Source organism: Bacillus sp. GS3m_15504 (assembly GCF_055825275.1).
In genome coordinates this window covers 460,289-485,007 of sequence record NZ_JBVVNL010000002.1, presented here as the reverse complement: position 1 = coordinate 485,007, position 24,719 = coordinate 460,289, and the positions used below count along the sequence as shown (strand labels likewise).

General features: G+C 31.3%; 19 protein-coding genes and 4 pseudogenes. 7 read left to right on the top strand and 16 right to left on the bottom strand.

Going from position 1 to position 24,719, the window contains the following annotated elements; all coding sequences use genetic code 11:
- Window positions 1-845: 845 nt before the first annotated feature.
- Window positions 846-1,265, top strand: a complete 420-nt coding sequence (locus AC0L0O_RS21695; protein ID WP_000755789.1) for a hypothetical protein — start codon at window positions 846-848, stop codon at window positions 1,263-1,265.
- A 69-nt stretch (window positions 1,266-1,334) separates the two neighbouring features.
- Here AC0L0O_RS21695 and AC0L0O_RS21690 read toward each other — a convergent pair whose 3' ends face one another.
- The 4 genes and pseudogenes from AC0L0O_RS21690 to AC0L0O_RS21675 form a co-directional block, all read right to left on the bottom strand.
- Complete coding sequence (locus tag AC0L0O_RS21690; RefSeq protein WP_001167047.1) at window positions 1,335-1,550, bottom strand: alpha/beta-type small acid-soluble spore protein; 216 nt, start codon at window positions 1,548-1,550, stop codon at window positions 1,335-1,337.
- A gap of 301 nt (window positions 1,551-1,851) precedes the next feature.
- A complete protein-coding gene (locus tag AC0L0O_RS21685; protein ID WP_418910478.1) occupies window positions 1,852-2,148 on the bottom strand; it encodes a methyl-accepting chemotaxis protein in 297 nt (98 codons plus the stop codon).
- A 129-nt stretch (window positions 2,149-2,277) separates the two neighbouring features.
- A pseudogene (locus AC0L0O_RS21680) lies at window positions 2,278-2,592 on the bottom strand (PAS domain-containing protein); the annotation flags it as partial.
- 229 nt (window positions 2,593-2,821) lie between these two features.
- A pseudogene (locus AC0L0O_RS21675) lies at window positions 2,822-4,492 on the bottom strand (M4 family metallopeptidase).
- A gap of 555 nt (window positions 4,493-5,047) precedes the next feature.
- On the opposite strand from AC0L0O_RS21675, the gene AC0L0O_RS21670 reads away from it, so the two are divergent.
- Window positions 5,048-5,860: a papain-like cysteine protease family protein gene (locus AC0L0O_RS21670; protein WP_473786102.1), complete on the top strand. Its 813-nt coding sequence runs from the start codon at window positions 5,048-5,050 to the stop codon at window positions 5,858-5,860.
- 26 nt (window positions 5,861-5,886) lie between these two features.
- On the top strand, window positions 5,887-6,522 hold the full coding sequence (locus AC0L0O_RS21665) for a hypothetical protein (protein ID WP_473786101.1): 636 nt from the start codon (window positions 5,887-5,889) through the stop codon (window positions 6,520-6,522).
- Window positions 6,523-7,064: 542 nt separating this feature from the next.
- Here the strand turns inward: AC0L0O_RS21665 and AC0L0O_RS21660 are convergent.
- The 3 genes from AC0L0O_RS21660 to AC0L0O_RS21650 form a co-directional block, all read right to left on the bottom strand.
- Window positions 7,065-7,589 carry a C40 family peptidase gene (locus AC0L0O_RS21660; protein ID WP_473786100.1) on the bottom strand — a complete coding sequence of 175 codons (525 nt, stop codon included), beginning with the start codon at window positions 7,587-7,589 and terminating at the stop codon, window positions 7,065-7,067.
- Window positions 7,590-8,160: 571 nt separating this feature from the next.
- A complete protein-coding gene (locus AC0L0O_RS21655; protein ID WP_078985984.1) occupies window positions 8,161-8,385 on the bottom strand; it encodes a DUF2187 family protein in 225 nt (74 codons plus the stop codon).
- 651 nt (window positions 8,386-9,036) lie between these two features.
- A complete protein-coding gene (locus AC0L0O_RS21650; RefSeq protein ID WP_000727496.1) occupies window positions 9,037-9,564 on the bottom strand; it encodes a M23 family metallopeptidase in 528 nt (175 codons plus the stop codon).
- Window positions 9,565-10,821: 1,257 nt separating this feature from the next.
- On the opposite strand from AC0L0O_RS21650, the gene AC0L0O_RS21645 reads away from it, so the two are divergent.
- Both AC0L0O_RS21645 and AC0L0O_RS21640 read left to right on the top strand, forming a co-directional pair.
- Entirely contained in the window at window positions 10,822-11,100 is a 279-nt protein-coding gene (locus AC0L0O_RS21645; RefSeq protein WP_000029763.1) for an ArsR/SmtB family transcription factor, read from the top strand.
- 124 nt (window positions 11,101-11,224) lie between these two features.
- Window positions 11,225-11,791, top strand: a pseudogene (locus tag AC0L0O_RS21640) (methyl-accepting chemotaxis protein); the annotation flags it as partial.
- Between the two features lie 215 nt (window positions 11,792-12,006).
- Here AC0L0O_RS21640 and AC0L0O_RS21635 read toward each other — a convergent pair.
- The 8 genes and pseudogenes from AC0L0O_RS21635 to AC0L0O_RS21600 form a co-directional block, all read right to left on the bottom strand.
- Window positions 12,007-12,354, bottom strand: a pseudogene (locus tag AC0L0O_RS21635) (Rpn family recombination-promoting nuclease/putative transposase); the annotation flags it as partial.
- A 299-nt stretch (window positions 12,355-12,653) separates the two neighbouring features.
- Entirely contained in the window at window positions 12,654-12,878 is a 225-nt protein-coding gene (locus AC0L0O_RS21630; RefSeq protein WP_000683046.1) for a DUF2187 family protein, read from the bottom strand.
- A 22-nt stretch (window positions 12,879-12,900) separates the two neighbouring features.
- Entirely contained in the window at window positions 12,901-13,536 is a 636-nt protein-coding gene (locus AC0L0O_RS21625) for a recombinase family protein (RefSeq protein ID WP_473786099.1), read from the bottom strand.
- Window positions 13,537-13,951: 415 nt separating this feature from the next.
- The gene (locus AC0L0O_RS21620) at window positions 13,952-14,362 is read right to left on the bottom strand and encodes a hypothetical protein (RefSeq protein ID WP_000592181.1); all 411 of its coding nucleotides are present in this window, start codon (window positions 14,360-14,362) and stop codon (window positions 13,952-13,954) included.
- 415 nt (window positions 14,363-14,777) lie between these two features.
- On the bottom strand, window positions 14,778-15,191 hold the full coding sequence (gene hepT / locus AC0L0O_RS21615) for a type VII toxin-antitoxin system HepT family RNase toxin (RefSeq protein ID WP_000787540.1): 414 nt from the start codon (window positions 15,189-15,191) through the stop codon (window positions 14,778-14,780).
- Window positions 15,181-15,588, bottom strand: coding sequence for a type VII toxin-antitoxin system MntA family adenylyltransferase antitoxin (mntA, locus tag AC0L0O_RS21610; protein WP_473786098.1), 408 nt, complete (start codon window positions 15,586-15,588; stop codon window positions 15,181-15,183). Before mntA ends, hepT begins: the two co-directional genes overlap by 11 nt.
- A gap of 335 nt (window positions 15,589-15,923) precedes the next feature.
- Window positions 15,924-16,271: a YxeA family protein gene (locus tag AC0L0O_RS21605; protein WP_000822912.1), complete on the bottom strand. Its 348-nt coding sequence runs from the start codon at window positions 16,269-16,271 to the stop codon at window positions 15,924-15,926.
- A gap of 210 nt (window positions 16,272-16,481) precedes the next feature.
- Window positions 16,482-18,122 carry a S8 family peptidase gene (locus AC0L0O_RS21600; protein WP_473786097.1) on the bottom strand — a complete coding sequence of 547 codons (1,641 nt, stop codon included), beginning with the start codon at window positions 18,120-18,122 and terminating at the stop codon, window positions 16,482-16,484.
- A gap of 356 nt (window positions 18,123-18,478) precedes the next feature.
- Between AC0L0O_RS21600 and AC0L0O_RS21595 the strand changes: the two genes are divergently transcribed.
- Window positions 18,479-18,946 carry an RsfA family transcriptional regulator gene (locus AC0L0O_RS21595; protein ID WP_000237080.1) on the top strand — a complete coding sequence of 156 codons (468 nt, stop codon included), beginning with the start codon at window positions 18,479-18,481 and terminating at the stop codon, window positions 18,944-18,946.
- A 161-nt stretch (window positions 18,947-19,107) separates the two neighbouring features.
- On the opposite strand, the gene AC0L0O_RS21590 is transcribed toward AC0L0O_RS21595, so the two are convergent.
- Window positions 19,108-20,805, bottom strand: coding sequence for a helix-turn-helix domain-containing protein (locus AC0L0O_RS21590; protein WP_000369386.1), 1,698 nt, complete (start codon window positions 20,803-20,805; stop codon window positions 19,108-19,110).
- A 1,680-nt stretch (window positions 20,806-22,485) separates the two neighbouring features.
- Between AC0L0O_RS21590 and AC0L0O_RS21585 the strand changes: the two genes are divergently transcribed.
- The gene (locus AC0L0O_RS21585; protein ID WP_000520246.1) at window positions 22,486-24,195 is read left to right on the top strand and encodes a hypothetical protein; all 1,710 of its coding nucleotides are present in this window, start codon (window positions 22,486-22,488) and stop codon (window positions 24,193-24,195) included.
- The last annotated feature ends 524 nt before the right edge of the window (window positions 24,196-24,719 follow it).

Genomic DNA, 24,719 nt, shown 5'->3' with positions numbered 1-24,719 from the left:
TTATAATTTCATACTCAACTATTCATTTATCTTCATTACATCCAAATAACTCTATAGTTAAATTATTGCATGATAATTTATTAAACTTGCACAGAAATTATGACAGTTCTTGGACTTTTTCCTGTAACCCTCTTTTTGTCTTAAAAGTTCTTCTTACTGTAATTTTAGAACAAAAAAAACATATTCCCTCTTACCATTACCTATACGAATTTTAGAAATAAATAATTCAAAAGGAAAAATAAAAATATTACACCAATAAATTTCCATTTATTTCTTTTCGTTGGTTTCCCAGCATGTTGTATATAAAAAAACAAGGAAATACCTGCCATGGTAAATAAAAAAGGTTGATAATAATCCATCATCTGTAATCCCCCTCCATCCAAAAAAAGAAGTCTCTTTTTGAGAGACTTCTTTTTTTAATACAAACGACATACATAGGCTTAATATACACAATAAGATTAGGATGATGAACCTTATTGCAGCTTTATTATAGCATACAATCTCTCGTTTTTGTTTAATAATTCCAAATTATACAACTTTATCAACATTCGAATGCTTATTTACATATAATGCACAAAAAGAAAGCCTACTAAATATTTACTTCTGAGACCAACGCATGCAAAAAACAGTTACCATCCCATTCATAGTTTTTAAAATTTTCCCTCTCCTTCTTTAAGAATACTTTAAACTTTAGATAGATTCCCTTATATCGACGTCTTATGTATGCAGAATTACATATTTAACCCTATTGAAAATAATTCTCATTGTAACTATAATGGTTTCAAGAAGTGATATTTTCACTTCCTTTTCAAAACTCACAATATATTAAAGGAGGAACTAACATTATGAAAAAAGTAATTTTAGCAGGGGCATTAGGAATTGCAGTACTATCAGGTATGAATTTACCGGGAACAGAGGCACCTAAAGCGAGTGCGGCAACTACAAATTTAGAAATGCAAGAAGTTACAAAATATTACTCTATGAGTTCCTATGAAGTTTCTCAAAAAGAATCATTTAATCTTAATATGGGGGACGAACTTACGGTCTTTGTACAAAATTCCGGGTTCCCAATTTCTTATACAGTCTTTGATGCAGATAATCAAGTAATTGGCACATACAATGCTAATTCACCATACGGTCGCGTATTCACAGCACAAAAAGACGGTAATATTTCCGTTCAATTTCAAGCAGGAGTAAATTCTTCTTACATGAAGAAAATGAATTTCACAGCGAAATTTGCAGTGTCTAAACTGAACCAACAATAAAAAATTGAACAGCCCTCTTTAAAAGCAAATAAAAAAGGTATATCCCTTCAATGGGATATACCTTTAACCTTAGTGAATTTTATATTGACCAGATAACTGCTCTTGCGCCATACGAACTAAACGTTTTGTAATTTCTCCACCTACTGAACCATTTGCTCTTGCTGTTGAATCCGGTCCAAGTGTAACACCAAATTCCTGAGCAATTTCATATTTCATTTGTTCAATTGCACTTGCTGCAGCTGCTATTAAGATTTCGTTTGAATTATTATTTTCGCGAATTTGCATTTTTTAAACACCTCCGTTGAATTTGGTAATATCATGCTCTATTTCCAACAAAATATGCAAAAAAATTATTTGTTTAGCCATTTTACATGTATACCTAAGCTTTCATCCCTTATGTGGGAATAAAATGCTAGAACCTCGCCAGTTACTTCTATCCAATTGTCCAAATACTAAAACTCCATTTTAAACATAATTATTAAAACTTTAGAAAAAAGTAATAATTTGAAAGGCATATAAGACATGCATTTCTTTTTTATGTATAATTTATAACTTAACTTCAACAGATAGTTCTTTATGCTTATATTTATCCCACAATATTTTCGAATTCTTCCATGGTATTACTAATTTCAGTTTGATTATTAATCACTTCTCTTTGTAATTTTTCAGTCACATTCCTAACAATAGTTACACCATTGGTGATACTCTCTACATTTAAATTTATTTTTTTTATTGCACCATCAACATTACTGGCCAATCTTCTTACCTCTTCTGCCACTACTGCAAATCCACGTCCATGTTCCCCTACTCTTGCCGCTTCAATTGCTGCATTTAAAGATAAAATATTAGTTTGGGAAGAAATGTCCTTAATCATTTGAGCGATTTCACTTACTAAATTAATCTGTTCTTTTAAAGATTGTAACGCTTTCATATTTTCCTTAGAATTAACGTCTACCTTACTTCCTAAATCTATAGATAAATTCTTTAAATGTGAAACAACTTCTCTTGTTTGATTTTCACGATTTGTAATATCCGTTGCGATTTTTAGTACAGCATCTACTACCCCTTGTTCATTTTTAATTGGAATATAGGTAGCTTCAAACCAAGTTAAATTGCCTTTTTTACCAACTCTCTGAATTTTCTTTTGAAACTTAATTCCCTTCTTTAAATTCTCCCATAGCTGATTATATTCACTACTATTTACAAAATTATGGGGACAAAATTGTTTATGTACCATGTTCTTCATTTCACTGATTGTATAACCCAAAGCTTGCGCAAAGTGATCATTTACCCAAATTACCTCTGTATCTAAGTTAAATTCTATCATTGCTAGATTGGATTCCAGTCCTACCAAAATCATTGTTTGATCTAATACCTGAGTGCTTCCACTTGATGAAATATTCATAATAAGACTCCCCTTTTTATCCGTTATACTAATTATAATGATTTACAAATATAAATAAAACTATAAAAGGACCTACTTGTATATGACAAGAAATAGGTCCTTTTATGATTTAAATTTCAACAGCATAAAAATATTATAAATGGATTTTAAGTTACCTTACGCCCACTTGATTCCAAGCATCTTCTACTGCTTTATATACTACACTACCATAGCCATCATAATCAGCTGCAGATTGTAATAAAGCTGTACGAGCTTGTTTAAAATCACTTGTTGGTGTTAAATAAGTTGTTAATGCACGATAATAGATTTTTTCTGCTTTCTCTTTACCAATAGCATTGATTGTCAGATATGCGGCCTTATTCGGAATACCACTATTAATATGTACTCCACCGTTATCGCCTTCTTCAGTTGCTGGAAGGTATTGATAATCTCTCATATGAGAAGGTTGTCCATATTTTTCGGGATTTGATAAACTACGAAGTGCATCTCCAGAAATACCAGGCGTATACACAGTTTCTCCTAAATCCCAGTTTGCAGGATCAACAAAATATCCAAATACATCAGAGAACGATTCATTTAATGCACCTGATTGATTTACGTAACGAAGATCTGCTGAATACTGTGTGACAGCATGAGTTAATTCATGTGCGACAACATCAAGAGAACCAGAAAGCGGAATAAATTCACGTCCGTCACCATCTCCATAAATCATTTGCTGTCCATTCCAAAATGCATTGTTTACATCTACTCCATAATTCACACCAGAACGAATTGTTTTCCCTTTCCCATCAATACTGTTTCGATTGTGAATATTTTTATAGTAGTCATAGACTTTTCCAGCATTATAATGAGCATCGACCGCAGGTCCTTGATTTTTATTTATCCAAGCATTATCATCATCCAGGAGACGATAGTTAACTGGATAATCTGCATCACTATGATTTACTGTAAATGTTTCAATATAGCCTCCATTCATAGGCTTTGTTGTGTCTTTTAAATAGTATTTCCCCTTTACACTATCAAAGGTTGTATTCAGTTCTTTCCAATCGCCTAATACTCCATATCCATAACCTTTTTGAGGGCTATCTGCGTCTGTAACTGCATTATATGAATCTATGATTGATCCATCTTCTGCATTCACATAGATTTGCCAGTTTGCTCCGTAAGGTTTAATAAATTGCAGTTGCACCTTAAACGTTAGATAATACTTTCCGTCTTTTTCATATACAACTAAATCTACTTTTTCATTTGTAGATTCTAAGTTTTCTTTTACTTGGTCTAATGTATTTCCATCTACTTTTATTAAAGTATCATTTTTTGTAAGTTTAATATGTTTCCAAGCATTTGAAAGAGCTGTTTCTTTTGTAATCTTTGCTTCTGTATCACCTTTTAAACTTTCTGCAGCAGCTGGATGAACATCTCCATTTACTGTTGTTACCTTACCCTCTTTATCTGTATGAACAATAAATTGTGCACCATCAACTGGCACCTTATTTACAGACCTTGTATAAATTTAATGTTTCATACCTAAATCATCAGATTTCACTTCTTTTAGTGTTAAATCCGTCTGTGGATTTACCTTAAATAGTTCTTTATTTTCTTCTAGAAACTCTTTCACTGCTTTTTGAGTTTCTACCTTCTTATCAGATAATTCACCTGAAAGAAATGATGGACTTCCTTGTTCCTCATTCCAATTCTTTTGTTGCACTTCCATTTTATCCATTACTTCTTTTTGAGATGCTTGTTCTTCTGCAAACGCAGTTGAAAAAGGCGCACCTAACATTGTTCCTGCAGCAAATAATGTAATAACAGTTTTTTTCATACATCTTCCCCCTTCAATATAAGTAAAATAAAAAATATAATTACAAACTTAAATATACAATTACTTTTAAAATATTTTTATAAATATGAATAATTGCATATTCATATTTATAGAGTAGTGTCTATTTCTAAAACAAATTCAGAATATTGAAGCTAATAAGTTGAAGGTATGTTTTTGAAGATTTCATCTATAAAAAACGCCTGCAGACTTCTCTAGGGGTATTTTTATAATTTATTATTGATTGATTCCTTTTCTATCTACTATTTTCTTATACCAGCCATGTTTGACTACCTGTCTCACATTTTATGCCCCTATTTGCTAGCTAGGGAGCATTCCAGAACCAAATTTTAATTGTGTCATATTTATTACATATTAGAATTTCAAGAGGGATTATGCGGATATTAGAATGAATTAAAATAGTATAGAAATAAAATGAAAGGGGCGTTACATCATGGGTTATAAAAAAGTAGTGTGTACTTGAAATTTTAAAAAGTTAAGTAACTTAATTTTTCGTTTTAATAGTGTTTTAAACATACCATATGAGGATATGAGAAGATGAAACTTGCACAAAGAATTTTAATTATAGTTGCATTCATTTTATCTGTATGGAACTTTTCTAATGTCAATGATGTGTTTGCCGAGGAAGTTGAGTTTTCAGATTTAACTGCCCCTATCGGGGTAAATGTGCGTGATAATAAAAATTCAAACGGAAATATAATAGATGTTCTTCAAGGAAATCAAACCGTTTATTTCAATGGTTGGGAATATGGGGAAAGTTTAAAAGATTATTGGACTGGAAGTATAGATAATCGCTGGTTTTATTTTTTTAAAAACGGTAAAAAAGTATATGTTGCTTCGGCATTTATAAATGGAAATCCACCTAATTCCACAACAACTATTAAATTAAATGTTCCTAACATTAAACAACAGCAGTCTAATTGGTGTTGGGCAGGTACTTCAGTATCTGTTTTAAACTATTTTGGGCAACCAACTACACAACAGCAATTTGTAGGATATGTAAAGGGAGGCTTATACAATTATCCAGCTACTTCTAGAGAAATACAAAATGGCCTTATTTATTTTGGTTTAACTTCAACAATTAATAGAGGAACTCTTTCTTATGATGAGTTTAGAAGCCAAATTAATAGCAATAAACCAATGATTACACTAATTAATTGGAAAAACGGAGGGAATATTGGTCATTTTCTTGTGTTAGATGGTTATTTTAAAGGTATGAATAATATGAACTATATTACCTATATGGATCCTTGGTATGGAGATCATTATCAACATAACTTTGAATCATTTAAAAATAACGATAGATTTTGGTGGAATGAAACAGTTCAAGGCATTAGTAGAGAATATTAAATGAAAATAAGGAGGGAAATAATTTTATGAAAAAGATACTGAGAACTATAATTTTAGGCTTATTTTTAAGTATTGCATTAATAAGTATGAATAAAATTGCTGAAGCAACAGATAATTCTAAAGAGTCACCTGAAAAGATAGCACTAAAAGATTATCAAAATAGTAAAAGCGCTCTATTAAAAGACGGCAAGCAACTTTATCAAAATCATAATTTTACGTCTAATTCAACTTTAGAAATATCCACATTTTTTTTCCATGTTTATGAAATACAACAACAAAACATTATAAATAATGACTCCAAAAAGCTATCTGAATATTTATTGCCCACAGATGAAAAATTATGGTTTATTTTAAATAGAAACAATCCAGAGGGATTAATTTTTACAAATGAACAAGAGCCTATACGTATGGGGGGAGAAAAACGTAGTAAAGATTTATATGAAATCTATAGGTCTATACAAACAAATGTAAAGCAAATTAAAAAAATTATATATATTGAATTTGAAGGACAAGGGCTATTTATTGTTTCTCACGAAAATGGAGAAGAAGTATATGCGAGTGAGGGAGCTTCTTCTATTTTAGGAGTTCCATCAGCCCAAAAAATTAATTCTGATGAAATCATTTTAAAAATGAAGGAAAGAATTCTCTTATCTCAACAATAAGATTAATGAAGGGAAAAGAGGATCTCATTTAGGGAGAAATTTCTTTTTAAAATACTGTTAGTAAAGTAGTTAAAACAGTAGCTGACATTTTAAAAAACGAAACCCTTAAAGAAGACTGCAAAAAACTAATTTTACAAAGTATTATACAGGTTTTCATCAAGTTAAATTTCCCCCTTTATTTCTTTTATGAACATGCTAAAATATTTTTGAAGGCATATCATTATTTATATCCTTCACCAATACGATAACTCATCATACTTCCCCCTTTCTATTGCTTTGTAGCAATGGAAAGGGCTTTTTTGTAAGCGGCTTTTACTTTCTTACATGACATATTTAAGTGATTTTAACTTTTTTCCTTTGTAAAGAACTATTCATACAGATATACCAATTTTATTTTATTGCTTCTCTTGTCTTATAATTTTTCTCCACTCTGAGATGAAAAATTTAATAAATTATTGAAGATTGATAGTTTAAAGCAAATAATTATCAAAAAGAACTGAAGTCAAAATGAACTTCAGTTCTTTTTATTAAATCTTATATTTTTATTTAACTCGACCGTATCCTGCAATATATTTACTCCAATAAGAACTATTTAAACTAGCTTCACCAACTCCAGAATTACTAGCATTATAAAACTTGTTGTTGCCAATATACATACCAACGTGAGTGATACCTGACTTGCCTGGAACTGTTCCTTTAAAGAAAACTAAATCTCCTGGTTGGAGAGCACTTCTAGCGATACGTGTAGTTTTATTATATTGATCTTGTGCTGTACGTGGCAATTTAATCCCTTGTGTCCCATATCCCCATTGCATTAACCCCGAACAATCAAATCCAGTTTTAGGACTATTCCCACCATATTTATACGGTGTACCTTCATATTTTTTCATGGCTGCATAAACTTTATTAAATTGATTCGTAGTTATTGATTTTGTGGTTGAAGCAGCTATCGATTGAACTGTATTTTCATTTTTAGAAATACTATCAAGTTCATCTGCAGCAGCAAAACTACTACCAGATCCTAGTATAACTCCGATTGTTATTGCACCAACTAAAATTTTCTTCATAAATTTCTCCTCCTATAATCTATAGTAAGATTTTATTCTTCTCACTTAATAGAATAATTGTTATATAAAGAGGAAGAAATGTAATAAATTAGACAGTATTCTACATATTTTTTATGTTTTGTATTTTTATTAATATTTAATTTTAATGTCTTTGTTTTTTCAATACATTATGAGATTAGATTAATGCTTTATACAATAAAAGTATAAAAAATACATAATGCGAATATTCTAATATCAATTGAGAAATAAAGAGAATTATTTTATATAAAACTTACCTTACCTATAAACTTATTTTGTAAAGCTGATAATCTTATTCTTTTCATTTGATAGCGATAAACCAGTAATACCATAAAAAACACATGCTATCACAAGTTCGTCTGAGTTTAACATTTTGTGCACTTTGTAAAATTCGTTTTCGATTTGCAAGCATTAAGCATAGTTGAAAAAAGAATCTATGATAGTGCTTTTTCTAAATGAATATGTTACTATCTAACAGCTGTTATTCATCATCTTAAGGAATCCAGTAACTTCATCTAAAAAAATGCTCCTAGATTAATCTAGGAGCATTTTTTTATGAAACATTATTTTTTATTTGTCTATGATCCACTTTGTTATAGTAACCATGTTTTACTACTTGCCTAACATCATCCACTTCAATTCCCATTATCTCGGTAATATCTACAACAATTGTATTCTGTAGAACACTCACTACATATCCGGTTAATTGTAAATTAGGATTTTTACGATATAAAAATTGAACGTAATCCCCAATTGTTACCTTTGTTTTATGTTCCATTTGGTACCCCCTGAATCATCATTAATTATTCGTTAGGTTTCCCTTTTTTTTCTTCTTCATACTGTTTAGTAAATTTATAAAATGAAGAACGCTTATTATCATATTTCTTCATAGTTTCTACTTTAAATACAATAAGAAAAGTAAAAAGAACTTGTAGAAATCACTACAAGTTCTTTTTGAGGTTACAGCCAATATACAGGACACATAAAAATATCTGGTTATTCATATCGGGGAAACCATCTTGAATATGGTTTGATTCCATTATATAACAATTATCAATTATTCAAGTTTTAATTTTCGAAAATTATGTGAATTAATAAAATGAGGTGTTGCAACGGGTCGTTAATCCCTAAAGATATCAATTATACATTTTGTAGAAAATGTTTTAAATTAATATCTATACCATAATAAATTATTAAAAATATAAATATAGGTAAATAGTGAAGAATGTGGGATTCTTAAAGAAAGATATACATCTAAATTTAAAAATAATATAGATGTTTGAAATATACATATAGTTATATGCAACTATTAATCATAAGTATATAATCGCGTCACCATTTTCTTTTTAAAATGGCTCAAATATGAATTAATGTGTAATTTCTATATAACAAAGAAAAAAGTACCTACTTTCATAGGTACTTTATCGTACTATTTTTTACAACTATTCTTACTTGTATAGGATTTTGTACCCCAATAATGAATTTGAGAACCGTTAAATGAAATTTTCTTGACTTGTCCCTGATAACGTTGTTCAAAATGAAGGTGAGCACCTGTTGATCCTCCTGTATTGCCCACAGTTCCAATTTTCTGTCCTATCGTAACTTTTTGTCCTTTTTTAACGCTTTGTGTACTTAAATGTGCATAGCGAGTAGTCCAACCATCTCCATGATTGATTTCAATCCATTTTCCATAACTTCTATTTCCCTCGTTTTCTACTCTTGATACTGTTCCAGAAGCAGATGCTACAACAGTATCTCCTTCATCGTTTGCTCGGTTAAAATCAACAGAATTTGCAGGACTATGATTAGAACGAGTTTGTCCTTCCCACTTCTGTCCACAAGGAAAAGGCATTTGAAACTTTGGAGTTCCAGCGGCCTTGGCAGTATTAAAACCGCCTATACAAAATGTAAGCAATAAAGTTGATGCAGTAATTGATAACAACTTCTTTTTCTTCATAAAAGCTCCCCCATTGTTCTGAAAATATTTATGTAGATGTATTCTTTTTATTTTCACTCGTTCCCTTCCAAATCATTTTTTTTCAAAAATAGACAGAATCTTTTAAAAAACAACATTTTTTCCACAGGGCATGATAGTTACCTTCAAATTAAAACATTTTTTCAGCATTGCTACTCCTTTTACTGATTTTTATGTATTCACATGAGAACATAAAGACCTAAAATAAGAAAAATTGGCATCTCCAGGTGAAAATGTACAATTTTATTATTTTTGGAGTGTTATAAAATTCTTAAGTTGATGGATATGGCCCGACCATATAAAAAAGAAAATGATGCGTTTAGACACACTTTGGACACATCAAAGGTATTTTGTGTACGCTAAGACTATAATCCAGATAAATAAGGACTATTTAGCACCGGAAAATCAATGCTTTCTAAAATGGCAACTGGAATATTACTTTCACTAATAGGAAAAGCCATTCGTTGTTTAAAAAGGTATACCTTTACAAACGATGGGTCCATATTCATGAAACATTGAAATATCAAATTTATAAAGGTGATATAAATAATTTTATAAACGTTTATTTTTGTTGAGCACCTTTATAAAGTAACCCTTTTATTTGTTTTTCTACCTGTATGTTTAAAATTCAATGAGAGCAAATTTATAAAATGTTTCTGCAACATTCTCCTCAAGATGATAAGAAATATATTTCTTCAATACCTTCATTGACATGGGCTTTTCATCTTTGAAAGCAATCGTCTAATCCATTAAGAAACTTCAATTCCAGGATGAAATTGCAATCAAACAGCTATATTTCATCCCATGTTTACCAAATAAACCGTTGGTGATTCACGTAATTTACATAAGAAAACAAAAAAGACTATTCCCCTCAAATAAATACAATAATTGCAAAGATACTACAATCAATTTATTACAATATCCATTATCCTTATAGTAGGATTTTGTTTTATAACCATATTTTATAGGTGTTAAATTAAAAGTTCTTTAAGGTTTAAGACCTCTCTTTATTTATAGAAAAGGAATCAGTAAATACCTTGAAGTAATTATTAAAATTCGCTCTTACTTTACAATACCAACGCTTTTTCATCCTCTACTTGATAAAGGGCAAGCACAATTTCACTTATAAAAATGTTAACATTCTATAATATATTTTTATAAAGTTATTAATCATTATATATAGTTTTATATTTTTTATTTAAACAGCAATAGAAATACACGTTAGGGAGAAAAATTTAAATGTCTATTTACAAAGAAAACGCTAACCTTTTAAAGGCAATATCACATTCAATAAGAATCAAAATAATAATAGAACTTACTAAAAGAGGTCCATGCAATGTAAATCAAATAGCAGACTTTTTAGAAAGGCCACAGTCTACCACATCTCAACATCTAGCCGTAATGAAATCACAAAAAATACTAGCTAGCAATAGAAAGGGATACGAAACTTATTATAGTGTGCAAGATAAAAGAATAAATACCCTTATAGAGGTGCTATTAGGACAAAAAATCAAATGATTATAATAATCAACAAAATAGTAAGTATCATATTTAAGTGCGGAGGAGAAATTTGTGGGAAATACAATAAGAGTAGGTACAATTATTCAAATCTTCTCTAATGAAAAATTAACTGGAAGAAGCTATCACTAACATTGCCGAACAAACCAATCTTCTCGCATTAAACGCTGCTATTGAAGCTGCGCGTGCTGGAGAAAATGGAAAAGGGTTTGCAGTAGTTGCAGCCGAAGTAAGGAATTTAGCAGAGAAGTCGAAAGAATCCGCAAATGAAATTAATCATTTAATACAATTGATTCAAACAGATACAAAAGATACGGTGAATGTCATGCAAAAAGGTCAACAAAAGGCTACAGAAGGAAAAGAAGGAAAAGAAGCTGCTTATCAAGCAGATCAAGCATTCTCATCTATTATGGTGGCTATTAATAAAATCACTAGCCAAATTCAAGAGGTATCTGCAGCAACAGAAGAAATGTCTGCTGGTACAGAAGAAGTTAATGCTTCTATATCAAGTGTTTCTGAAACTGCAACACAAATAGCTAAAGAAACCACTCAAACTGTACAGTCAATCCAATCACAAGCGGCATCAATTGAGGAAGTATCAAATCAATCTAACAACATAAAAGAAAAAGTAGAAGCATTATCAGAATTAGTTTCAAAATTTATTATTGAAACGCAAAAAAATGGAAAATAAAATAGGATAAACATAAAAAAACTACAGGTTCTTAATCAATTACAGACCTGTAGTTTTTTATTATGATTTATCTATTTTCAACCTTGGTCCTTCTTTTTTGTAAAACGAAGTGAAAGTAGGAGTAGTTCATATCTTTTCAAACATTAACTATACTTCCTGGTGGCGGTCACTAAAAAATAATACCTACAGTATTTGTAGTTGTTACTTTTAATTATTTAGGCTTGTAAAATATTTCGTATTTCTTCTATACGTAAATTTGTAAACTTTGCAATATCTTCTATTGGCATTCCGTTTTTATGCATACCACGAATAAGTTGCATTTTCCCTTTTTCAATCCCTTTTTGTTCTGCATAAGCAAACTTTGCGGCTTCATCCATCAACGCTTTCTCCCTTGCTTCATACGCTTGTCGGAAAGAAGAATCTTGACTCATACGTTCCCATTTATTCATCGCTTTTTGTAAAATAGGGTCTTGGTTCATCGCATTTAAAAAAGCAATGAGAATATCTTCATTTCCACTTGTGCCAAATAATTGTTTAAAAGCAAAATCAATGCGTAAATTCACTAATTGTTTGTTGGACATGGGTTTTCCTCTCCCCATCTCATATGATGTTTTTCTTTCATTGTACATAAAAGAGTGATACATATGCAAATAAGCTCTTATATCTGTGGACATAAGAGCTTATTTGCTACCATACATAATTAACAGATTAGTTGGCTTTCATAGAAATTGAAAGATTGCCTACTGTAAGGAAAACTCACGTTTAGTATACAAAATACGAACAAAAATGCCAATACATAAATGTATTCAAGACAGTCTATGACATTTGAAAAGTTGCTTCTAGATTTCTTTAAGAGCATTTTTCATGAAACTTTACTTTTTACTTGTTTACGGGCTATCTTATGATAACGCCCATGCTTTACTACCTGTCTAGCATCAATTAACTCCTCTTCCATCATATCTGAAACTTCTACAACAATGGTATTTGTTAAAACTCTTACCACATATCCAGTTAATTGCAAGGAAGGATTCTTACGATAAGAAAATTGAACACAATCACCAATTTTTACTTTTGCTGTATGTTTCATATAATAACCTCCTAAATTATAATTAATCATTCAGTAGATTTTTATGTTTTGTTTCTTCATACTGCTTAGCAAGTTTGTAAAACGAAGAACGTTTGATACCATATTTCTTCATGACTCCTACTGCTGTAATGCCACCAGACTTCCATTCTTTATAGGCTTCAATAAATTCGGCTGTAATTTCTACCGGAGGACGCCCTAACCGTTTACCTTGCCTTTTAGCTAGAGCAATACCCTCCGCTTGTCGCTGTTTAATATCATGCCGTTCTTTTTCTGCAAAAGCAGATAAAATGGTAAGCGTTGCTTTCTGAATAGCACTTTGAATAACATCATTTGTACTCTTACCTGTGTAATTTACATTAATAAATGGTTCTTTTATAAATTGTAAATTAATCTCATGCCTTTCATAGTATCTGAATTCCTGGAGGACATCATTCATGCTTCTTCCTAGTCTAGTTAAAGAATCAAATACAATGGTATCACCTGTACGAGCAAGACGTTTTAACATTTGATAATTTTCGTGTTGCATATTTCTACCAGATTGTTTATCGATAAAAATATCTCGATCTTCTATTCCTAAATCTTTCATATTTCGAATTTGTCGTTCCTCATTTTGATCTTTACTGGAAACTCGTACATATCCAAATGTTTTGTGTTTCATTTCATACACCTCATAAATAATTATAACAAAAATATCTGTAAATGTTTATGTAATATACAGACATCCGTAAAATTCAAAACCAAACTTTATAGACACACAAAATACTTTCCATATCTTCGAATACATAATAATAAAAACCCGTTGATCTCATGTAGACATACTGAGATCAATGGGTTTTATCAGTTAAACTTTTTCTAATATTCTAAACAACCATTTGTAATTCCGTGCATACTTTATTGATAACAATACCGTTACAGGTATGTTAAAATCCATTTGACACATTGCTTTTGGGAATACAATTGCTATTATAATCGCAATTTATTTTCGACAATAAATAGGTTAATGTGTTTTCTTTTTCCTATCTACTATGAGGGTAGAATAACATACTAAAAATAGCTTCTTTTTTGTAAAAGTTCTAAGATTCTAGTGCAGTAATTAATTGCTGACGTTCTTTATCTCTAAAAATTTTAATTTCATGTTTAAATTCATAATTTCCTTCTTCAAATCTAACCCATTCCTTACTTGTCCAATATATAACGTCTACATTTGCATCTAAAATTACCGAACATATGTCTACTAATTCTTCTTCGTAAAATGGCGCTTCTTTTGCTAGTTCAAAAGCTAGTACTTTTGGATCCTTACTTTTAATTTGAAGTTCCCTTGAAGTTTGCCCTAAATACTGCCATGGAGAGTGTAGGGATTGCACATGAACATTTTGAATTTCTTTAAACTGTGATGGAGAATGTATTGTAGCAGCAAATGTAGGTTTGCTCACTCCTATTGTTGTGCCTAAAGCAATAGAACCAATAATAAGTTTTTTAATCATTTTTCCAGCCCCTTTAATTATTTTGGATATGCTTCATTTTTATACTACGTTCATGTTCGTGTAAATGAAGATGATTTGACATGATTCATCATTTTTTTCAAAAACTGCATATTAATTTACCGCTATAAATTTACCGAAAACAAAAAAGTTTCCACAAGGAAACTTTTTTGTTTTTAATATACATTATATGTATAAAAATTAGTTTTGAAAATATTTACTTATTTGTTGATAAAATTGTATATGGATATTGTTCCTACTATTAACTACACACATCTCATGCAAAGCCTCGCTACAACATAAACAAATTCATCTTATGACCGCGTTTCTTCTTACCAAATTAAGTAATTGTTTCAATAACTGGTTTGGGAATCATAGAATTACTTTCTTTCTCAGTCCTATTATTCTGTTCTTTTTCCTAAAATTCCAATATCCCCATTACTTCTTTCGTAAATAGTTTAAAATCAGTTAAATGTTTTTCAATAATTTGACGAACAATATCTAAATTTACACTTTGATAATCATGAACAGCAATATTACGAAATCCAACCATTGCTTTTAACTTATTTGCTAGATCAGCGCTAAGTAATCCTGCTGTAACCAATAAATCAAAGGCCTCTCGACTAGATTGGGGTAGTCCTAATTTTTTCCCTGCAACAATATGCATTGCTAAATCAATACTCGCTTCACAAGCTCTTTGTATGTTCAATATTATTGAATCTTGTTTTGTAAAGTCCTCTAAATTTTCAGGGTCATTTCCATATACATCTTGGATTCTTTTTATACAGCGCTCTATTGTAGAAATTTTATTTAAAATAACCTCATTCTTCATATATAGAACCTCTTTTCTTTATATCATCAAATACTATCTGTCTTTCTTCGTTCAATTTTGAATACATTTTTAAGGTTTTCATTTCAAAAATGACCTTACGTTTTTCATCCGAACAAAATATTGTCTTTCCTGTATGTATAATCTGAGCTTGAAAAACTGTAGAAGCTTCGGATAAATCAACTAAATCAACATCTCTATGAACAATGTTAGCTAACTCCTGTGCTAATAAAAAACGTTCATAGTTCCCTAAGGTTGTGTCACTTAAATAAGCTATATCAATATCACTTTCTTCTCGTTCTCTGTTCTCAGCCGTTGATCCAAACACAATTATCCAATAGGGATTCACCGTCTCTTGTAATTTTTCTATAATAGCTGTTATCATACTTTGAAAAATCATCTCATTAATCCCCCTTAGTATACTTGAATTTTATTATATCATAACCAATCATCAATCCTTTAAACTACTACAAATACTTAGACAAAACCAGAAGCTTATTTCTGACCTAAAATTATTATAGTTCAGAGGTAGGTATGTTGTAGCCTTGAATCTTAAATAATTGTTTATAATCCAACACTTCACCTGTTAAATGTCTTTTATATTTTCTTCTTGCAAAAGCAAAAGGCTGACAATAACTGTCAGCCTCTTACTTTTATAACTCTGAAGAACTTTAACCTATTTTAATATACATTCTAATAATTTGAGGATATATCGCTCTAACAAAGACTTATATATTAATCCACCTTTAATTTTTCTTTTACTTTTGTAGGGAGTTCGTCTTTCTTAACCTCTTCCCAAGATTTCACACCTTTTTTCTCAGAATAATATATACGTAAAAATGCTTCTTTACGAAGGTTTTTTAACGCTGTAAACTCCATTTCTTTCTCTTTACCATCCTTATCAAATCCAGGTAATTTATATTGGTAAGTCGTATCCCCATTTACATTTTTCTCTTTTAATTTTTCACCATCTTTGGAAATTTGCACATAATATGTATCTGTACCAAGACGATTTAAATTACACCCCGATAACAACACAGTAAACATCACAAAAACACTACACATAAGCACTATTCGTTTCATATTACTCACCTCATATCTTTTCTCACAAAAATTATATCCTAATCTATTTGCTGCCAAAATTCATTTCCATTACGCTAACATTACGTTTTTGTAAGGTAGTAAAAACAGCATAAAATTAAAAGGATATGAATTCGTATTTCTATTGAATCCATATCCTTTGTTCTTATTGAGTAACCTATTTTACCTCATTCTAAATAAGAGGTATTTTTATTATTCTGGGAAAATGAAATTAGAGTTCCCTTCACTATTATCGGAATCCTCTTTCGGGAACGTAATAGTAGAACCTTGATTTCCTTTATTTATTTCTTGCTCTTCAGGAAATACAATGGAAGAATCATTACCTAAGTTTGGTGAAAAACCAAGTTTAGATAAAATGGCTTTTAAATCAGGTAAAACACCAATTTTATCAGAGCTTGGATCGTTAGATTTCGTTCCAGTACTAGGGTCACTTAAAATATCCCTAAGCTGGCTTGGTGTATATACTTTTCCTTGATTATTTTTTGCAATTCCTTGAATTGATGCAGCAGCACCAGCAATAATAGGCGATGCGCTAGATGTTCCAGCAAAACTAGATGTATATAGATTTGTTGTAAAATTACTTGGTTTAGCGTCTGTAGTATCAACTGCATTCCCCCATCCATACACATCCACTCTACTACCGTAATTAGAGAAATATGAACGTTTATGAGGAACCCTTGCAGAAGCTGCTCCAACCATAATTGCCCCTGAATCTTTAAAATCCGGACTATTACGATTTAAAACTTGTTTACCATTACGATCTCTGAATTGATCTAAATCGTTTCCGCCGTTTGCACCTGCTTCAATAATAATAATTCCTTTATTTGCTCCCATACGAATTGCATCAAATATATCCGGTTTTACTTCTACAGGAAGATAGTTCTTATCTCCATATCCATCGTAAGTTGCTTGTGCCTCTAGTAAAAGAATATCTCCAGCTTGCATATTGTTAACTGCACTTAAAATAGCATCAGCTGTATTATAATTTCCGTTATCCCTAATTTGAGATACAACCTTTACCTTAGCTTTGGGTGCAATTCCAATTCCACCTATGTTATTATCCTCTGCCGAAACAATTCCTAAGACTGAAGTACCATGATCATGGTGCTCGCTTTTATTCTGTCCAGATATCAATTCAATCTTTTGATTCACTAAATCCTCATGACTAAATAACCACCCATACTCCATATCTACGAATGTAGTCCCTTTTCCATCCCCACCTTTTATGCTCCAGGCATAAGGTGCATTAATTCCTAATGGTGCTGGTTCAAGATAACCTTGTCTTGTAAGTCTAGGCTCATCATATGGGTTAACAGATAAATTTGGTAAACGCTCTTCTGGTGACGCCTCTTCTTCCTGTAAATACGCCGTTTCAACAAGAGATGATTTCTCAATTTTTGTAAGTAACGCTTGTACATCAATACCATTTTGAGTTTCTACAATATAGTAGTTTAGCAAATTAGAAGAAATATGATCAGAATCTTTTATTTCTTTACCTAGATTTTTAATTTCTTTAGGATTTAAAGAATTAAAGAGTCGATTTATAGTTACATTTGGATATTCAGCTAAAATTCCAATGAATTCAGGATCTTGTTTTTCTTCTTTAATGAATTTTTCTATTCCATCCTGATATGGTAAATTCGCTTCATTTTTAAATTTTAAAATTAATTGTTTAGTAGCTTTCTTATGTACAGTAGAATTCAATTGCTTATTTGAATAATTGTAAGTAGCTGCGTAGGCAACTTCTGATTTTTCACTTGGAAGTATACCACCTACTCCATTAAATGCTGTTAATGCAATTGAAGAAACTAGAATTCCCTTAAAAATGTTCAAAACGCGCACCTCTTTTTATTAATATATGATTATTAAAAAATATGTATTACCTAATTTCTTTCTAAAAAAATATTTTATATGTAGGTCTATATTTTCAACTCCATTCATTCGTAAATATTTGTTTATACATCATTAATACAACTAATTAATGTCAATCCAATCTATTAATTCAGTCACAAACCTGTAACTATTATAGTTACAGGTTTAGTGGATAGTCAACCTTTTATGCAATTTTGCATTGAAAATCATACATACTTCTATAACTTTACCCCTAATTATTTTCAGAGAGATTGAGCTTCTATCATTTTAAGTAACTGCATATATGTAATATAAAACATATATGGAGGGGTTAAAACGTGGTAATTTCAAGACAAGATTCTTGGACTAATGATAACGATTTCCTTCTCGCATCAACAGTACTTCAGTATATTCGTAACGGTGGAACACAGTTAGCTGCATTCAAAGAAGTAGCAAGGCTACTAGCTAGAACACCCGCAGCTTGTGGATTTCGTTGGAACTCATCTGTGAGAAAACAATACCAAAAAGAAATACAACAAGCAAAACAAGACCGAAAAGTGGGAAACAACAATCCTCTCTCTCAACCAGAAAAAGAAACAAACTCTTTGTCTATTACATTAGATGACATTATTCTCTTTCTACAAAATTATAAAGATGTAAATGAATTGACAATTTTACAAAATCAAATTGAAGATTTAGAAGCTGAGAATGAAACCCTTCTACAACGTTTAACTATGTATGAAGAAGAGTATCGTATGTTACTGAACCATATCGATAAAACAAGAAGTTTAATTGTAGTGGATTAAACAGCATAACTATTTTGATTTTCCAGTAGGACCTTCGCCCTCCAAAATTACTTTTAATAAAAGAAATTTGGCCTCTTACAATTGATAATAAGTAAAATACACATACATAATGTATGTGTATTTTTCATTGGACTATTGTTAAAAGAAATGTTTAGTCTATGTTACATCTTTTCTAATATTTCTTGTCTTTCGCACCATTTCGTTAGCTTTTCTAATGCTTTTTTAGATAAACGTTTTGTTTTATAATTACAAAATCTAGATAATGTAGACGGAGAAATACTCATTTCATCTGCTATTTCACGAATACTTACCCTTTTTTCATTGTGTACTTTCAGTATTTGGTCACGGATTTTTTTCTCTATTTGTTCGACTGATTCCACAGTCTTCTTTATTTCTTTAACAACTGTTACTTCAGGTAATTGTTCTTGAGGTTCTTCTATACTCTTCTTTCCAATTACCCTATCCATTGATTGCAGCATTTCTTCAGGTGGTAAAATCGTTATTCCTAAGTTAGTGTAATAATTTTTAAACCAATTACGTTTCCCAATTTGTTGTTCATCAAGTGGATCACTATACTCCCAATGAGAGATTACTTTTTCATTTTCTAAATCCATTAGAACATTTTCTAACTGTTCTCTAATACGATTCGGCTTCCAATCTTTTGGGATATCCATTACCGCTAGCAGCCCTTTGTCCCCACCTATAGAATATGGCTTTTTCAATGATGAATACATTTGTCTAATTCTCCATTGCCATGTTAAGTATCGAATTAACCTTTTATGATATTTGTGTCTATAACTATTGTATTCAAGTGCTTTTTTAGACAATAATGCTGTTGTATTATTTGATCCGTATAAATAATTAGTTAAAAAGCTGCCTGGCTTAATACGACAAGATTCAATACCCATATATTCATTTGTCACACTATGTCTCCACAATACAACCGAATCTAATACGAATAATCTCTTAACAACCTCACGCTTTAATTCTAGTCGTTCTCCTTCATCATCGCGGTCATTTAATACTACAACCTCATTTTCATCATTTAAATAGATAAAAATACTCGCTAAAGCAGCAATTCTTTTTGCTATTTTAATTTTATCTTCAGCTCGATAATATTCTTTATTTTTAACGACTGTCTTTGGAATGTTGCACATTTCTAAAACCTGCTCATATGAAAAATCAATAAACTCATCTGGAGATTTTGCTTCGTTAATCCACTGTATTGTAATTGCATCTAAACAATCTGCCGTTAAATCATCCATATTACTCATTACATCATCAACAAGGGTATTCCATCGGGCAGCTTCTTCAATATTTGTAAGTCTTAAATCCTCGTCTTTATGTGAAGAAAGTTGAGCCATCCCATTAGAAGACTTCGTTTCAATAGGATATTGTAAAACTTTGGTATTGTCATCCTCTTCAAATTGATTCTTTGCAATTCCATCTCTTAATTTATAATAAACAGCAGAGTTATTTACCTCATAATAATCCTCGTGGTTTACTATGTTGGTCTCTTCTATATTTTGATTATTTTCTACTATTATGGAACTTGAAGATGCTACATTTTGAAATTCTTTGTCTATAAATCCTTCAATTTCTTTATATATTTCTTCCTTATAGGAATCAATTTTGGCATAAATTTGTACTAATGTAGTGCCGGATTCTTGCTTTTTTTCTAACCAAGACACTAACGCAGTAAATGATGGGGAAGCATGAGGTGAGGTTAATACTTTATTATTATTGTTTTCAACATCTTTAAAGTATGCATTCCACTTATTCCATACTAGCTCATTCGTTTTATAAATTGGCTCAGAGATTAGCAAGGCATCTCGAAACATTTGTAATAAGTTATCCACTTTATATTCCTCCCTAAACCATGGATCACAACAAAGTAGTTTTTATCATAAATTCTTTACTACTATTTTATTTAATACATTGTAACAGATATTTATAAGATTTTGCGTCTTTCTTGCCATAACTCCTCATTTTGCAACAGGTTTATTCGTTCTTTTTCCTATCTCTCCTTACTTGCATTCCTTTTGCGCTTTGCTTTCCTTAACTCTTCAACTTGCAACAGGTTGCTCTTTCTCTTACCTATCTCTCCTTACTTACATTCCTTTGCGCTTTGTTTACCTTAACTCTTCAACTTGCAACATCGTTGCTCTTTCTCTTACCTATCTCTCCTTACTTACATTCCTTTGCGCTTTGTTTACCTTAACTCTTCAACTTGCAACATCGTTGCTCTTTTTCTTCCCTATTCCACTTTACTTGCATTCCTTTTGCGCTTTGTTTACCTTATACTTCTCAACTTGCAACATCGTTGCTCTTTTTCTTCCCTATTCCACTTTACTTGCATTCCTTTTGCGCTTTGCTTTCCTTAACTCTTCAACTTGTAACAGGTTGCTCTTTCTCTTACCTATCTCTCCTTACTTACATTCCTTTTGCGCTTTGTTTACCTTATACTTCTCAACTTGCAACATCGTTGCTCTTTTTCTTCCCTATTCCACTTTACTTGCATTCCTTTTGCGCTTTGCTTTCCTTAACTCTTCAACTTGCAACACGGTTGCTCTTTCTCTTACCTATCTCTCCTTACTTACATTCCTTTGCGCTTTGCTTTCCTTAACTCTTCAACTTGCAACACGGTTGCTCTTTCTCTTACCTATCTCTCCTTACTTACATTCCTTTTGCGCTTTACTTTCCTTAACTCTTCAACTTGCAACAGGTTGCTCTTTCTCTTACCTATCTCTCCTTACTTACATTCCTTTTGCGCTTTGTTTACCTTATACTTCTCAACTTGCAACACGTTTGCGGTATCCTTGCCCTATTTCTTTCAACTTGCAACAGTATAATTTATTTCTCAACCAAGTAATTTTTAAAAAATCATGTCATTTTAAAGTTTTTAAGCTATTTTTCTCATATTTTAAATAAGTTACATACATAAAATGCAACATGTTTGCGGTATCCTTTCCCTAACTTCCCTACCATTTTTACTCTAATCCTTTATATACCAAGGGTTTAGGTACTTTTTCACTTACTTTTATACATATCACACAACTTGCAACACGTTTGCGGTATGCATACCCTTATTTTTCTCACAAGATGCAACACTGTTTGCGGTATCCTTTCCCTAATTTTAATCTATAAATGCCAACAAATCCTTTTATATCAAGGTTAATCATTGTAATTCATTTTTAATGATTGCGTTCATCAACTTGCAACACGTTTGCGGTATCCTCTCCCTAACTTCCCTACAGATTTTAATCTAATTCTTTATATACCAAGGGTTTAGGTACCTATCCACTTACTTTTATACGTATCACACAACTTGCAACACGTTTGCGGTATCCTTAACACAAAAAAAAATTATGAAATTCTCTTATCCCTTGATACAACTAGCTTCATAAGCTGTTGCAAGTTGCTATTTTTCTTCTTAAAGGAGCACCTTTTGCCAAATTTCGATTTGCTATAATCAAAATTGGTATATTTTATAGTATTCTGGCATACATTTCGAATTTTGCAGAACGGAGGTGAAAAAGATGGGGAAATCATTTGTGATACGTAATCAACGTAGCTTAAATGGGGAAAAAACAAACGCAGTTTTAGTCACACTAAAATCTTGGCAAAAGCTTGTGGAAACATTTGAGGAAAAATACTACAGCTATAAAGATACATATTTAGAAGATATTCTGCAGCACATGACATACGAAGAACGTATTGCTGACGTAGAAGGCTTTGTCGAAAAAGCCAAGCCATCTTTTTCACGTCGCGCAATGTCTGCAATTGCAGAAAAAACCGGAAGAAAACATAAATTATACGGTATTACGAATGCAGATCTTGAAGTATTCTTGTACCTACATAAAAAATGCTATACAAATGGTGTCATTCCAAATGTAACAATACATATGATGTGGGAAGATTACAAGCAATATAAAGAAGAATTTGCTTATATCCAACACTCTCAATTCTATATCGCATTAAAGAAATTAAACTTACATAACATTATCTCCATTGAAAATGGCGTAGATGGTCGATATACAATTAAACTGACTCATTTTATGAATGAGGAAACAGAAAAAGCAAATCCGTACGTATATATTAGTCCAGTTGTATTTACAAAGGATTTCTTTAAGCTATCTGTAGCGGCTAAGAAGCTATTCTTAGATATCGCAATGCAACAACATACAGAAACAACTTTAAAACGTTCTTTGGACAAGCAAGATGAAAGAGGCAACAAAACTCACTTTGGTGGGATGTATCGTTTCTTACATAAAAAATATCCGCACCAAATTCATGCGGTTATCGAAGAATTAACAACTGCAATACCATGTACGGGTAATCCCCTATTCAAAATTTGTAAAATGCAAAAAGGTGTAAAGCATACAAAACGATATACAACATTATACCTTTCAATCCATTCAGACTTCTTATGTACGAAAGAAGCTGGTGAAGAACAACACAGGGATCCATTTACACCAAAAGCTACTTATGCTCGTAAAGCGAAGTTCATCGAGTCAGTCCTACAAGAAATGAACATCGGTGAACTGTCTGCAGATATGAATAAATTCATTCATGTTTTAAAGCATACTTGTCATCGTCAAATTCGTAGTGTCATTCGTGGTCTTCGTGACATGGTTGATCGAAAAGAAGGATATCCAACGAAAATTGTATATACATTGAAAAAACTATTGCATCAAACATCTCAATATCAAATTCTTGATACAGCGGCGAAAGAAGGCATCTACCCTCTTATTGCGCAACATATACCAAAAGAGAGAAATAGTGACCGTGAGCAAGCTGTCTTTAATTTTGGTCTACATTATTCTATGTACTCTCTCCATAACATTAAGAAGATGTTTAAAAATGTGCATGCACTACTGAAGCAGAAGTTTGCGGTACCAGTAACGGAAGAGTCTTATCACCGTAATTATATAAAATACCAAGAAGAAACGTTATTTAGAAAATATGCATATAATCAGGGAGTTAATCTCCATGCATATATTGCTTTAGAAATTGAAATGCGTGAAAAACTAAAAGTTCGTGGTCATAAAGAACGTACGATTCCAAGTGATGTACGTGAATGGTTTATCGAAGCCATTGATAAGCTACCACAAGAAAAACTTCGTGTTATTGAGCTACCAAAGCAGTTTAATTTACTAGAGTTTATGCGTACCTTCGAACGTTTAGTACGTTCTGGTGTAACAATAACAGATCCGGATCAGGTGCTAACCGCAATGGAAATAAAATAAAAAGCTACAAGCTCTCTATTTTTGAAAAAATCAAAAGTGGAGGGCTATTCGTGTTTGTTTCATTAATACCCCTTTTCCACTTCTCTATTTATACATACTAAATCAAAAAGACTTCATGTAAAATGGAGTCTTTTTTTATGCATTTCTATACAAGTTCTCTTCTTTCTGTCCATAACTCTCCACATAATACTAATGCGTATTCTTCTTCCGTAATAAAACCTATCCTATTATACCTACAAAAAATCAGAAGGATATTTATAAAAACAGTGGATATGAGGACAATTATGATTAAATGTGAATAATATTTTCTCAATATCCTTAATAATACTAGTGTCGTTTATTTCATCTAATAAAAATCATCAATAATAATGTGATTTATGTGTAAATACTGAGTTATGTTAACAAATATCCACATGTTCTGAACAAAATGTGGATATTTGAACGTTAGATACTGCCTTATTTACCAAACCAAAGAAAATAAAGCCTATTTCCATAGTTGGATAAATATAAAGTGATTTGTATTA